The following is a 13,241-nucleotide window of genomic DNA, read 5'->3' on the forward strand; positions in this document are numbered from 1 at the left end:
GAGGCGGGGCAGCGGTTTCTGGACGCGTTGCGGCGTTAGCGGGGTGGCCCCGACAGATCAAACGCAGCCGGTGGGCTTGGGCAGGCCACCGTATTTGGTGATGGGTTTCATCGGGCCGGTCATCCAGATTTTGAACAGTTCTTTTTGGTCTATCTCGATGTATTTGGCGAATTTCCGGACCGGCGGCACCGAGTTGCATTCCTCGTAATATTCGCGGGCTTTCATGATCTGCTCCCACTGCACATCGGACAGTTCAAAGTCGTCAGCTGCGGCCATCGCGCGGGCGATTTCCGGCGTCCACGCGCTCATGTCGGTCAGATAGCCATCCCCATCACGTTGCGGAATATCCATTTCAGCCTCCTGTGTTTTCGTTGTTCGAACAGTTTATATCATTGCCCAAGGATCAGGCGTGGCCGTGCTATTTGAGCAGTCGACGTCGGGTGAGCCCCAGCGCCAGCCAGTAACTCAGCAGGCCCCAAGTGGCGAGCGCCGCCACATGTCCGGCAATATACGTCGGGATGCGGCCAAGGATCAACGGGCGTACCAGGTCGATGGCGTGCGACAACGGCAGCCAGGCAGCGGCTATCTGGAGAAAATCAGGCAGCCGGTCCACCGGGTAGAACACCCCGCATAGCAGCACCATCGGTGTGATTACCAGCGTGAAGTAGTAGATGAAAAAATCGTAGCTGGGCGACACCGCGGTCATTACCAGTCCCATTGCGGAAAAGGTCAGGCCGATCAGGATGACCACCGGCAGTACCCAAAGACTGAGCAGCCAGCTTTGCTGCAGCCCCATGCCCCAGATCACCGCCAGGATGGCGAGTCCGGACAGCAGGCTTTTCGACGCGCCCCAGGTCAACTCGGCCAGCATGACGTCGTCCAGATTGAGGGGTGTGTTGAGGATGGCATCCCAGGTTTTTTGTACATGCATGCGCGAGAAGCCGGAGTAGAGCACCTCGAAGGTGGCGCTGTTCATGGTCGAGTAGCACACCGTGCCGGCCGCCAGAAAGGTGATGTAGCGGGCGCCGCCGACTTCCGGCATCAGGCTGCCGAGGCCGTAGCCAAAGCCCAGCATATAGAGCATGGGGTCGGCGAGATTGCCGAGAATGCTCGATCCGGCGAGCTTTTTCCACACCAGAAAATTGCGTCGCCACACCGGGATGAAGCGCAGCGACAGGCGCGGCGCGGCGAAGTTGTGCCGGTTATTCAATCGCGCAACTCCCGTCCGGTGAATTTCAGGAATACGTCTTCCAGATTGGAGGGACGGTGCAGGTAGCGCAAGCTGTGCTGGGCGCGCAGCTGGTCCAGCACGCGGTCGCAATCACGCGTGTAGCAGAACAGCGTTTCACCGGTGATCTCGAAGCGTTCGCACAGTGTGTGGCCGTGCTGTGCGCCCCAGTCCGCCACGGTTTCGCCATAGATTTCCATCACGCTGGGCTCGATTTCGGCGGCGATCATGTCGCGCGGACTGCCGCTGGCAATCGCCGTGCCGTGGTCGAGTATCACCAGCCGGTCGCATAGACGTTCGGCTTCTTCCATGAAATGCGTGGTCAGCAAAATGGTTTTGCCCTGGCTGATGAGGCGACGCAGGCCCTGCCAGATGACGTGACGTGCCTGCGGATCGAGACCGGTGGTGGGTTCGTCCAGCACGATCAGCTCGGGGTCGTTGACCAGCGCGCGCGCCAGCGTCAGGCGCCGCTTCATGCCGCCGGACAGTGTGGTGATGCGGGCGTTTTCCTTGCTGGTCAGCCCGGCGAATTCGAGCAGGCCGGGGATGCGCGCGCGGATGACGCTGTCGGCAATGCCGAAGTAGCGGCCATACACCAGCAGATTTTCGCGCACCGAAAAATCCGGATCGAGGTTGTCCATTTGCGGCACCACCCCGATGCGCAGCCGCGCCTCGCGCCCCCGCAACGGCACCGGTTCGCCGAGGATTTCGATGCTGCCGTCATCGGGTGCAATCAGGCCGAGCAGCATTTTCAGCGTGGTGGTCTTGCCCGCGCCGTTCGGACCGATCAGGCCGAAGCACTCGCCCGCCTGGATGTCGAGATCGAGGCCGCGCACCACTTCGGTGTCGCCGTAGCGTTTGCGCAGATTGCGCGCGCTCAGGAGTGGCATGCTGCCAGTGCCGCCGCTTTGAGTTCGGCCAGCTTGCCGTGAAAGAAGTGGCCGGTGTCGTGGATCACGCTGAGCTGCGCGCCGCTGGTTTGCGCCCAGGCTTGTGCGGCGGCCAGGGGCACGAGCTCGTCGTGTTCGCCATGAATGACGTGGGTGTGGGCGGGCACCGCATCAAAATCGTACATATTCACCGCCGGACCGATCAGGATGAGTTTGGCGTGGGCAAGGTGCTGCGCGACGCGGTGCTGAACGTAGGCACCAAAGGAAAATCCGGCCAGGATGAGCGGCAGCGGCGCGGCGTATTGGGCGCGCACAAAGGCGATGACGGCCAGCATGTCGTCGGTTTCACCCAGTCCGCCGTCGTATTCGCCGTCGCTGCCGCCGACGCCGCGAAAATTCGGCCGCACTGCGACGTAGCCTTCGTCGTGGCAGGTCTGCGCCAGGGTCTGTACCACTTTGTTGTCCAGCGTGCCGCCGTGCAGCGGATGCGGGTGGGCGATAAAGACCAGCCCGCGCCGTTCGCTGCCGGGATCGTTGACCAGCGTTTCGATATTGCCGACGGCCGTTTTGATACGCAGTTTGGAGCGCTTCACGTCAGATTTTCAGTCGTTCGACGACCTGGCCGTGCTGCAGATGCTGTTCGATGATTTCGTCAATATCCTGTTCGTCCACGTAGGTGTACCAGGTGCCTTCCGGATACACCACCAGTACCGGTCCTTCGCTGCAGCGGTCCATGCAGCCTGCACTGTTGATGCGGCATTTGCCTTCGCCATTCAGGTCCAGCGCCTTGATCTTCTTTTTGGCATAGTCGCGCATGGCCTGCCCGCCGGATGCGCCGCAGCATCGGGCGCCGTCTTCGCGCTGATTGGTACAGAAAAAAACGTGGTGTTTGTAGTAGCTCATGGCTGCTTGTCCTGCGTAAGTTCGGTGTATTTTCTGGCGTTGCCGCGCGCCGCCTCGGCGGGATATTTTTGCCCGTTGTGGATCAGCTTGGCGCGCGCGGCGGCGAGCAAATCCAGTTCCAGCACGTCGGCCAGACGCACCAGATAAATCAGCACGTCGCTCATTTCTTCGCCGATGGCGGCCAGTTTGACCGGGTCCGGGTGCTGGCTCTGTTCTGGCGTGGCCCACTGGAAATGTTCCATCAGCTCGGCGGCTTCTACCGCCAGCGCCATCGCCAGGTTTTTCGGTGTATGAAACGGCTGCCAGTCGCGTTCTTCGGCAAAGCGGCGTATCTCGGCCTGTAGTTGCTCGATGCTATCGGTAGACATGCACGTGCCTCCTGTTGCGGGTGGATAGTGTAGCATTCTCTCCATGGCCGAACTTGTCCTGCTCTCCGGCGGCATCGATAGCGTGACCCTGCTGCATCTCAAGCACAGCGAGGGCGCACCATTGCATGCGCTGTTCATCGATTATGGCCAGCGTGCCGGCCGCGAGGAGTTGCGTGCCGCCAGCATTCACAGCAACAAGCTGGGTGTGCCGTTGCAGCGGCTGGACATGGCGGCGGTAGGAGACGCTTTTCGCGCCGGGCAGACGCAACGCCTGCATGTGCCGCTGCCGCACCGCAATCTGGTCGCGCTGGCGCTGGGGATGAGTTATGCCACGCAAATCGGCGCAACCTCCCTGCATCTGGCGCTGAATCGCGATGACTCGGACGCCTATTCGAGCGCGTCGCCGCTGTTTGTACAGGGCTTCAATAACCTGGCGCGCAGCCTGGGCGATATTGCGGTACACACGCCGCTGGCTGAACTGAATAAAGTGCAGGTGATTGAACTTGCCATCAAATTGGGTATAAATTTACGCGATACGTATAGCTGTCTGTTGGGTTATGCCAAGCCATGCGGGCATTGTCCGCAATGTTTGCAGCGTCGGGCGGCTTTACTGACCGCGAGCGTGGAGGGTGTGGATTGAATGCAGTGAATACCAGTCGGACTATCACTTTTGGATGATGTGCGCGGTGATCGCACGCTGGTATGCTCGAAAGGGTTTGTTTGGAATGATCTGTCGGCGTTTCGTCAATCATGTAACGCATATCGTCAGTAATGATGAAATGGCAGTGCACATTTAACAAATTAAAAAATTTAACTCATTGTTACATTAAGCATGGCGATGTTTGGCTTGGAATGTGCTTACGGTTTCGCCTGATTGTATTTTGATCTACTTAACTTTTGCGATACGTATTAAAGAATTACGCATGTGGCATAATGCGTGGCGAAACTTTTAACTAATTGATAAGTGGGAGGAATACCGTGAACGCAATCAACCCCCTGATTTCTTTCCGGTGGATAATGCTGCTGGCTGTGCTGATGGGTCTGTCAGGCTGTGCAACGACAAATTATCCAATGGCGCCATCCAAGACAGCCCAACAGGCTGACTGGAATTACCTGATTGGCCCCGGCGATAGCGTCAATGTTTTCGTCTGGCGCAATCCCGAAGTTTCCGGCACTTTCCCGGTGCGTCCCGACGGCAAAATGACCATGAATCTGGTGGAAGATATGCCTGCCAGCGGTAAAACGCCCACCCAGCTGGCGCGCGATCTCGAAAAAGCGCTGTCGAAATACATTCAGGAACCGATCGTGACCGTGATCGTGGCGGGCGGTATCGGGCCATTCAGCCAGCAGGTTCGGGTGATCGGTCAGGCGACCAAGCCACAAGCGTTGAACTACCGCGAACACATGAGTCTGATTGACCTGATGATCGATGTGGGCGGCATTACCGATTTTGCGGCAGGCAACAAGGCTTATATCCTGCGCACCGTGGATGGCAAACAGCAGCGTCTGGGTGTGCGTCTGGATGACCTGGTCAACGGCGGTGATATCAGTGCCGATGTGCCCATCCTCCCGGGCGACGTGCTGGTGATCCCGGAAAGCTTTTTCTGATAATAATTTTCAGTTGCCAAGAACTTCTGAAAAACCCTAGGGGGAAACATGGATGAACTGCTAAACCAGTTGATGGGCTATGTACGGGCGACCTGGCATCGTCGCTGGTACATTGTCATCGTCGCCTGGATCGTCTCGATTGCGGGCTGGTTCTGGGTGTATACCCTGCCCAGCCGGTTTGAGGCTTCCGCGCGCGTCTATGTGGATACCCAGACCCTGCTCAAGCCGCTGCTCGGCGGGCTTACTGTCCAGCCCGATATTGATCAGCAGGTCCGGCTGATGACGCGTACCCTGGTCAGCCGCCCCAATCTGGAAAAAGTGGCGCGCATGACCGACATGGACATCAAGGCCAAGACGCCGCAACAGACTGAAGCGATGCTGGATGGTCTGGCCAGCCATATCAAAATGGAGGCATCGGCCACAGGCAACAATCTCTACACCATTGCATACCAGAATGAGCATCCCGAATTGGCCAAGCGTGTGGTGCAGGCGTTACTGACTATCTTCGTCGAAAGCAGTCTGGGTAAATCCCGCAAGGATCTCTCGTCTTCGCGCAAATTTATTGATGAGCAACTCAAGGTTTATGAGCAAAAACTCATCGATACCGAGAATGCCATGAAAGAGTTCAAGCGCAAGCACATGGGTTTGATGCCGGGCGAAGGCGGCGATTACTACGCCAAGCTGTCCGCAACCACGACTGCGTTGCATCAGGCGGAGCTTGATTTGCGTGAAGCGACCGACCGCCGCAACCAGCTCAAGAGCCAATTGGCTGATGAAGAGCCGGAGATATCCGCCGCCGCGATACAGACGCAAAGCAATCCTGAACTGGATGCGCGTATCCAGGCATTGCAAAAAAACCTGGATACCCTGCGTCTCACTTATACCGACCTGCATCCGGATATCGTGTCTACCAAACGTCTGATCAAGGAACTGGAAGCGCAGAAAAAACAGGAAGCCAAAACCATCAAGAGCAGTGGCGATGGTCGTGCACTCAACCCGGTCTATCAGCAGTTGACCGTCGCTATCGCCGAAGCCGATGCTACGGTGGCTTCGCTTAAGGCGCGGGTGGATGAATATCAGAACCGCTTGAGCCAGCTCAAAAAAGCTGTCGATAGCACGCTCGATGTCGAGGCGGAGTATACCCAGCTGACCCGCGATTACGGGATGTATAAGGAAAACTACGCGGCCATGCTGGCGCGTAGCGAGACGGCGAGTTTGTCCGGAGAAGTGGAAAGCAAAACCGACGTTGTCGATTTCCGGGTGATCGATCCACCACGCGTTCCGCTCAAGCCGTCCTGGCCAAATCGCCCGTTGCTGATTTCGCTGGTACCGCTGGTGGGGATACTCGCAGGTATTGTAGTGGCCTTCCTGGTCAGCCAGTTGCGCCGCACCGTTACCGACAGGCGCGTATTGCGTGAACTGACCGGTTTGCCGTTGCTGGGTTCGGTGACCAGGATCGAGACCGATGCTGTGAAGTTAAAGAAACGCAAAGGTTTGATTGCCTACGCGCTGTCATTTTTCAGTTTGATTGGCGCCTACGGCATTCTGTTGACGCTGCAGATGTTCATGGCGCGATGATCAGGATGAAAACACTGCGGAGCGTCCAATCAATAACTCGGAGACAGGCCACCGATTACGTTGCAAGCATGCGCGCTGCAATGTTCTGCGATTTTGTATGCAGGGGTCGGATTCAGGGAGTTCATAAATGAGCATTATCGAAAAAGCAGCCAACAAGCTGGGGCATGATGGTGCCGTATCGCAGCCGCAAGATGCAGCAGAAAAAACGGCTGCGGGAAATCATGCCAGCCGGATTGAGGCCGCAATGCAGCGTGAACATGTCCAGGCCGCCTCCGCCACCACACCGGCATCAACTGATAGCGACATGGGCGCCAGTGTGACTTCCATGCAGGTTGAGATTGATTTGAAGCGCCTGGCCCGCATGGGCGGCGTCACGCCGGACGCGGAGCGCAGCCAGGTCGCCGAGGAGTTCCGCCTGATCAAGCGCCCTCTGCTGGCCAATGCCTTTGGACAGGGCGGAGCGGCCGTCAGGAACGGCAATTTGATCATGGTGACCAGTGCGTTGCCCGGGGAAGGCAAATCATTCTGTTCTCTCAATCTCGCAATCAGCATTGCAACGGAAATGGAGCGTACCGTGCTGTTGGTCGATGCCGACGTGGCGCGGCCACGGCTGCCTGAATATCTCGGGATACGTGCCGGCAAGGGCTTGCTGGATGTATTGCAGGATCCAAGTCTGGAATTGTCGGAGGTGATGCTGCGCACCAACATCCCCAAACTCTCCCTGTTGACTGCCGGCCATCCTTACAAGCATGGCACCGAGTTGCTGGCGAGTTCGGCGATGAGCCGGCTGGTTGCCGACCTGGCCAATCGCTACCCGGATCGCGTCATCATTTTTGACTCCCCACCACTGCTGTCCACCAGTGAAGCCAGCGTTCTGGCCACCCACATGGGGCAGATCGTGATGGTGGTAGAAGCAGAAAAAACCTCGCAGGAAGCTGTCAAGGAAGCGCTGAGCCAGCTTGAGTCGTGTGAAGTCATTGGCATGGTGCTGAACAAGTCGACCGCGATACTCGGTAACGATAACTACTACGGATACTATGGCACATACGGAAAATAGGTCGCGGCTCAATTCGGCAGCGCGCCTGGGCGTGAGAGTTGTATTCGTCCCTACCCTAGTGTTGGGCGGAGTCGCTTTGCCGGCTGTAGCGGCCGACTGGACCGTCACACCGAATCTGACTTTGAGCGAGCGCTATACCGATAACGTCAACCTCGCGCCTTCCGGTCAGTCCAGGGAGAGTGATTTCATTACCGAGGTGCGCCCGGGCGTGCAATTCAGTAAAGAAGGCGCGCGCCTTCGCGTCAGGGCCAATTACTCGCTGCAATCGCTGACTTACCTTAACAACAGCAATAACAACGCGATCAATCACCAGCTCAATGCGGGCGCCAACGCCGAATTGCTGAAGGATTTCCTGTTTCTCGATGCAAACACGGCGATTTCCCAGCAAAACATCAATGCGCTGGGACCGGTAGGGTTTGGCAATACCAACGCGACCAATAACCTGACCACGGTTGGGACCTACAGCATCAGCCCTTATATCAGGAAACGTTTCGACAGCTTTGCCGACGCCAATTTGCGGGTAAGCCAGAGCGGCGTTTATTACAATAGCCAGGGTATTTCCAACACGGTTTCCGATAGTGTGGCAGGGTCGCTGACCAGCGGCCCATCATTCAATGATTTGTTCTGGGGACTCAATTACAGCTACAGCAAGAACAACAACCAGTCCAGCGCGGACACCAAATTCGAACGCGCTTCAGCCACGCTGGGTTATGCGCTGACGCGCAAATTTCGTGTGAACGCCACAGCGGGGGTGGAGCGTAATAACTACGTCATCCTGAATAGCGGCTCAACTGACGGGTCTTTCTGGAATGCGGGATTCAGCTGGACGCCCACGTCCCGTACCAGTGTGGCGGCGACTTATGGACGTCGGTATTTTGGCAATACCTATTCGTTTGACCTGAGCGAACGCACCCGTCATACCACCTGGCGCGCCGGTTACAGCGAGGACCTCACTACCAGCAGCGCCACCAGCCTGTCTTATGCATTGCTGGGAGGATATTATGTATGCCAAATCATCCCGGCCGGGTATTCCTATTTCCCGGCAACCGGGTCACCCACCGGATTTGTGGTGGCGATCCCGCTCGGCTCTCCGGTCCCGGCAGATTGTCAACTGGCTGCAGCAGTCGTCACCCCCAACCTCAGCCTGGTCAACGAAGTCTACATTCTTAAAAACTTTACCGCAGGCGTCGGCGTGAATGTGGGCAAGAGCAATTACAACCTGGGTGTCTATCGCATGCGCCGCGATTTGCAGACCAGAGGGACTTATGATCAATCGTCGGGTATCAATGCCGGATGGAACTGGCGCTTCGCACCGTTCACGACGGTTAGCCTGACCGGGAATCTGACGCGTTTTGATGTGCCAGCCAGCAATCGCAAGGACAACTTGTGGAGTGTTTCGGGCGGCGTGACCCATCAGTTCCAGCCCAAATTAAACGGCTCCGTTTTCATTCGCCATCAAGCACGCAGCTCCAATCTGCCCGGCAATGACTTCACCGAAAACAGCATCACGGCGCTGGTCAATATGACCTTCTAGGATGCAATCACATGTATGAAGCGTATTACCACCTTAACGCCAAACCGTTTCAGCTGAGCCCGGATCCGCGGTTTTTCTTTGGCAGCAAAGGCCACAAACGCGCAATGGCTTACCTGGAATACGGGCTGTCGCTGGGCGAGGGGTTTATTGTCATTACCGGCGAGGTGGGGGCGGGCAAGACCACGCTGGTGCGCAACCTGTTCAAGCAGCTGGAATCGGAGAATGTCGTGGCGGCGCAGCTGGTGAGTACCCAGCTGGACGCGGATGACACGCTGCGCAGCGTCGCCGCCTCGTTCGGTCTGGAGCACGAGGGCATCAGCAAATCCGCCATTCTGAAAAACCTCGAAGGCTTCCTGCAGGCGGCAGCGCAACAGGGAAAGCGCGCTTTGCTGGTCGTGGATGAAGCGCAGAACCTGACCCCGCGCGCGGTGGAAGAGTTGCGCATGCTGTCGAATTTTCAGAATAACGAGCGTTCGCTGATCCAGAGTTTTCTGTTGGGCCAACCCGAGTTCCGCAATATCCTGCAAAGCCAGGACATGCAGCAGCTGCGCCAGCGCGTGATCGCTTCCTACCACCTGGGGCCGCTGGATGCGCTGGAAACCCGCGCCTATATCGAGCATCGCCTGCGTACCGTAGGCTGGAAGGGCATGCCGTCATTCAGTGACGATGCATTCGAGACCATTTATCAATTTACCGGCGGCATACCGCGTCGTATCAACACTTTTTGCGATCGCCTGATGCTGTATGGTTTTCTGGAAGAAAAGACTGCTTTCGATAGCGCGGCGGTAAAGGAAGTGGTGGAAGATCTGCGTCACGAAATTGCACATCAGGATACGCCAGGCGGGAGCGTGTTGCGCGGCAATGGCAGCACCGCCAATGGTGGGCAGGGCGTACCCGATGACTTGCTGCAGCTCAATGACCGGGTCGAGCAGATGGAACGTTCGCTCAACCGCATGTTGCCCATCGTACGCAAGATACTATTCATGGTGTCGGAGAAAAGTGTGCCCCCGGCGAATGAAGCGCCGGAAGCCAATCAATAGAACGCAACACGGGGATCAGCATGACCGATATTTTGTGCGTGGTAGGTGCGCGTCCCAATTTCATGAAAATCGCGCCGGTGATGACCGCTTTGGCGGGCGCCGGCATCCATGCCAAACTGGTGCATACCGGCCAGCATTATGACGCGGCAATGAATGACCGCTTCTTCACCGATCTTGGCATCCCCTATCCCGACATCAATCTGGAAGTCGGCTCGGGAAGTCACGCCGTGCAAACCGCCGAAATCATGCGCCGCTTTGAACCGGTGCTGGAGCAGGAGCAGCCGGCCGCCATCCTGGTGGTGGGAGATGTCAACTCCACGATTGCCTGTGCACTGGTGGCGGCCAAGCGCGGGGTGGCGGTGATTCACGTTGAAGCCGGCTTGCGCAGTTACGACCGCAGCATGCCGGAAGAAATCAACCGTGTGCTGACCGACCAGATTTCCGACCTGCTGTTCATCACGGAAAAAGACGCCCATAAAAATCTGGCGCGCGAAGGCATTGCCGCCGCTCGCGTGCATTTTGTCGGCAACGTGATGATCGACACGCTGCACCATAATCTGCCGCGCGCAGTACCTGCTGCGGTCACCTTGGGTGAGACTTTACCGCAAGGCTATGGGGTGCTGACACTGCACCGCCCGTCCAATGTGGACGACGTCGACATCCTCGGCAATCTGCTGGAAACCGTGGCAATGATTGCCGCAGACCTTCCCCTTGTTTTTCCGTTGCATCCGCGTACCCGCGCCAGTATTGACCGTCTCGGCCTGACGGCGTGGCTGGACCGACCGGGTATCAGGGTGCTGCCACCGCTGGGGTATCTGGAAATGCTCGGCCTGATGAAAGATGCGCGCATCGTGTTGACCGATTCCGGCGGCATTCAGGAAGAAACCACTGCGCTGGGCGTGCCTTGCCTGACCTTGCGCCACAATACCGAGCGTCCCATTACTGTTGACGAAGGCACGAATACCATCGTCGGTACCGACCGCAAGCAGATACTGGTGGCGGCAGAGGAGGTGCTCAATGGTGGCGGCAAGGCCGGGCGCATTCCCGACTACTGGGATGGTCGCGCAGCGATACGCATCGCCGCGATTTTGTCGCAGTGGCTGGATGCGCGTCATTATGCTGTCGCATAAAGGGCCTATCGTGCGCAATGCCATGACCATCGATGTAGAAGACTACTTTCAGGTATCCGCTTTCGCGGCGCACATCGCGCGCGACAGTTGGGATAGCCAGCCGTGCCGGGTGGAACGCAACATTGCACGCATACTCGCCTTGCTTGATGAGCATCAAACGCATGCCACTTTTTTTACTCTGGGCTGGATTGCCGAGCGCTATCCGCAACTGGTGCGCGCCATTGTCGACAATGGACACGAACTGGCCAGCCACGGTTACGGTCATCAACGTGCGTCGGACCTCACGCCGGAACAGTTCCGTGCCGACATCACCCGTGCCAAAGGTCTGCTGGAAGACATCGGCGGTGTCGCGGTACGTGGGTATCGCGCACCAAGTTTCTCCATTGGCAGCCGCAATCTTTGGGCCCTGGAAACCTTGCGCGAAGCCGGCCATAGTTACAGTTCCAGCATTTATCCCGTGGTGCACGATCACTACGGAATGCCCGAGGCACCGCGCTTTGCGTTCCGCCCGCTGAACGATGATTTGCAGGAATTCCCGCCCAGCACCGTACATCTGTTCGGGCGCAACCTGCCCGCCGGCGGCGGCGGCTACTTCCGCCTGATGCCTTACGCACTGTCGCGCTGGCTGATGCGGCGCGTGAACAACACCGATGGCCAGCCTTGCATGTTCTATTTTCATCCCTGGGAAATCGACCCGGAACAGCCGCGTCAGACCGGTATCGGCTTCAAAACGCGGTTTCGCCATTATGTGAACCTGGATCGTATGGAGGGCCGCATTGCGCACTTGTTGCGCGATTTCCAATGGGATCGGGTGGACCGGGTATTCATGAGGGATGCGGCATGAACGCATCGGTCAAACTCCCGCCCGAATCGGTCGATATGACCGTGCGTCCCATGCAGCCGGGCGACGCGGCGCGCTGGGATGCTTTTGTACAAGACTGCCCTGAAGCGACTTTTTTTCACCGTGCGGGCTGGGCAGAAGTAATCAAGCGCGCCTTCGGCCATCGCACCCATTTTTTGCTGGCGGAAGTGAACGGTGAAATCCTCGGTGTGCTGCCCCTCGCTGAAATTAACAGCCGCCTGTTCGGACATTCGCTTTCCGCATTGCCATTCTGCGTATACGGCGGCCCGGCCGCATCTAGCCGTGAGGCAAGGCACGCTCTCGATCAGGCTGCGCAAAGGCTAGCCATCGAACTGGGTGTCGAGCATCTCGAATATCGCAACCTCCAGCCTTTCCATACGGATTGGCCGGGCAAGGATTTGTACGTGACCTTTCGCAAGGAGATCGACCCAGAAGTAGAGCACAACCTGAATGCCATCCCGCGCAAGCAGCGCGCGATGGTGCGCAAAGGTATCAAGGCCGGACTGGTGAGCGAGATCGATACGGACACCCAGCGCTTCTTCCACGCCTATTCCAGTAGTGTGCACCGGCTTGGCACACCGGTGTTTTCGCGCAAATATTTCCGGATATTGAAAGAGGTGTTCGGAGAAGATTGCGAAATCCTGACCATTACCGTGGACGGTCGCGTCATCAGCAGCGTAATGAATTTTTATTTCCGCGATGAGGTGCTGCCCTATTACGGCGGGGGCACTGCCGAAGCGCGCAATCTGGCCGGCAACGATTTCATGTATTGGGAGGTGATGCGCCGCGCCTGTGAAAAAGGCTGCCGCATGTTCGACTACGGGCGCAGCAAGCTCGGCACCGGCTCCTACGATTTCAAGAAAAACTGGGGTTTCGAGCCGCAGCCGCTGTATTACGAATATCATCTGGTACGCGGCCAGGGCGTGCCCGACCATAATCCTCTCAATCCCAAATACCGGTTGTTCATCAAGGCCTGGCAGCGTATGCCGCTGGCGCTGGCCAATGTCATCGGCCCGCATATCGTCAAAAATCTGGGTTAGGTG

General features: G+C 57.7%; 15 protein-coding genes. 9 read left to right on the forward strand and 6 right to left on the reverse strand.

The window, feature by feature from the left end; all coding sequences use genetic code 11:
- Positions 1-57: 57 nt before the first annotated feature.
- The 6 genes from ACFDAU_RS01650 to ACFDAU_RS01675 all read right to left on the reverse strand — a co-directional run bounded on the left by ACFDAU_RS01650 (position 58) and on the right by ACFDAU_RS01675 (position 3,389).
- Positions 58-351, reverse strand: coding sequence for a TusE/DsrC/DsvC family sulfur relay protein (locus tag ACFDAU_RS01650; RefSeq protein ID WP_413438341.1), 294 nt, complete (start codon positions 349-351; stop codon positions 58-60).
- 67 nt (positions 352-418) lie between these two features.
- Positions 419-1,210: an ABC transporter permease gene (locus ACFDAU_RS01655; protein WP_413438342.1), complete on the reverse strand. Its 792-nt coding sequence runs from the start codon at positions 1,208-1,210 to the stop codon at positions 419-421.
- Positions 1,207-2,118 (reverse strand): ATP-binding cassette domain-containing protein, encoded by a 912-nt coding sequence (locus ACFDAU_RS01660; RefSeq protein ID WP_413438343.1) that lies wholly within the window; start codon positions 2,116-2,118, stop codon positions 1,207-1,209. Before ACFDAU_RS01660 ends, ACFDAU_RS01655 begins: the two co-directional genes overlap by 4 nt.
- The gene (locus ACFDAU_RS01665; RefSeq protein WP_413438344.1) at positions 2,106-2,711 is read right to left on the reverse strand and encodes an alpha/beta hydrolase; all 606 of its coding nucleotides are present in this window, start codon (positions 2,709-2,711) and stop codon (positions 2,106-2,108) included. Before ACFDAU_RS01665 ends, ACFDAU_RS01660 begins: the two co-directional genes overlap by 13 nt.
- A 1-nt stretch (position 2,712) precedes the next feature.
- Positions 2,713-3,021, reverse strand: a complete 309-nt coding sequence (locus ACFDAU_RS01670) for a (2Fe-2S) ferredoxin domain-containing protein (RefSeq protein WP_413438345.1) — start codon at positions 3,019-3,021, stop codon at positions 2,713-2,715.
- Positions 3,018-3,389: a nucleotide pyrophosphohydrolase gene (locus ACFDAU_RS01675; RefSeq protein WP_413438346.1), complete on the reverse strand. Its 372-nt coding sequence runs from the start codon at positions 3,387-3,389 to the stop codon at positions 3,018-3,020. Before ACFDAU_RS01675 ends, ACFDAU_RS01670 begins: the two co-directional genes overlap by 4 nt.
- 43 nt (positions 3,390-3,432) lie before the next feature.
- Between ACFDAU_RS01675 and ACFDAU_RS01680 the strand changes: the two genes are divergently transcribed.
- The 9 genes from ACFDAU_RS01680 to ACFDAU_RS01720 all read left to right on the forward strand — a co-directional run bounded on the left by ACFDAU_RS01680 (position 3,433) and on the right by ACFDAU_RS01720 (position 13,238).
- Entirely contained in the window at positions 3,433-4,029 is a 597-nt protein-coding gene (locus ACFDAU_RS01680) for a 7-cyano-7-deazaguanine synthase (RefSeq protein WP_413438347.1), read from the forward strand.
- Between the two features lie 377 nt (positions 4,030-4,406).
- Positions 4,407-4,997: an XrtA/PEP-CTERM system exopolysaccharide export protein gene (locus tag ACFDAU_RS01685; protein ID WP_413439482.1), complete on the forward strand. Its 591-nt coding sequence runs from the start codon at positions 4,407-4,409 to the stop codon at positions 4,995-4,997.
- 48 nt (positions 4,998-5,045) lie between these two features.
- The gene (locus ACFDAU_RS01690; RefSeq protein ID WP_413438348.1) at positions 5,046-6,575 is read left to right on the forward strand and encodes an XrtA system polysaccharide chain length determinant; all 1,530 of its coding nucleotides are present in this window, start codon (positions 5,046-5,048) and stop codon (positions 6,573-6,575) included.
- Between the two features lie 127 nt (positions 6,576-6,702).
- Positions 6,703-7,632: an XrtA-associated tyrosine autokinase gene (locus ACFDAU_RS01695; RefSeq protein WP_413438349.1), complete on the forward strand. Its 930-nt coding sequence runs from the start codon at positions 6,703-6,705 to the stop codon at positions 7,630-7,632.
- Entirely contained in the window at positions 7,613-9,166 is a 1,554-nt protein-coding gene (locus tag ACFDAU_RS01700) for a TIGR03016 family PEP-CTERM system-associated outer membrane protein (protein ID WP_413438350.1), read from the forward strand. Before ACFDAU_RS01695 ends, ACFDAU_RS01700 begins: the two co-directional genes overlap by 20 nt.
- Positions 9,167-9,177: 11 nt before the next feature.
- Entirely contained in the window at positions 9,178-10,206 is a 1,029-nt protein-coding gene (locus ACFDAU_RS01705; RefSeq protein ID WP_413438351.1) for an XrtA/PEP-CTERM system-associated ATPase, read from the forward strand.
- Between the two features lie 20 nt (positions 10,207-10,226).
- Positions 10,227-11,336, forward strand: coding sequence for a non-hydrolyzing UDP-N-acetylglucosamine 2-epimerase (gene wecB, locus ACFDAU_RS01710; protein WP_413438352.1), 1,110 nt, complete (start codon positions 10,227-10,229; stop codon positions 11,334-11,336).
- Entirely contained in the window at positions 11,311-12,180 is an 870-nt protein-coding gene (locus tag ACFDAU_RS01715; RefSeq protein ID WP_413438353.1) for an XrtA system polysaccharide deacetylase, read from the forward strand. Before wecB ends, ACFDAU_RS01715 begins: the two co-directional genes overlap by 26 nt.
- Positions 12,177-13,238, forward strand: a complete 1,062-nt coding sequence (locus ACFDAU_RS01720) for a FemAB family XrtA/PEP-CTERM system-associated protein (RefSeq protein ID WP_413438354.1) — start codon at positions 12,177-12,179, stop codon at positions 13,236-13,238. The genes ACFDAU_RS01715 and ACFDAU_RS01720 overlap by 4 nt, the downstream gene beginning before the upstream one ends.
- Positions 13,239-13,241 lie beyond the last annotated feature (3 nt).

The sequence above is a fragment of the Sulfuriferula sp. GW1 genome (assembly GCF_047300855.1).
Classification (GTDB): domain Bacteria; phylum Pseudomonadota; class Gammaproteobacteria; order Burkholderiales; family Sulfuriferulaceae; genus Sulfuriferula.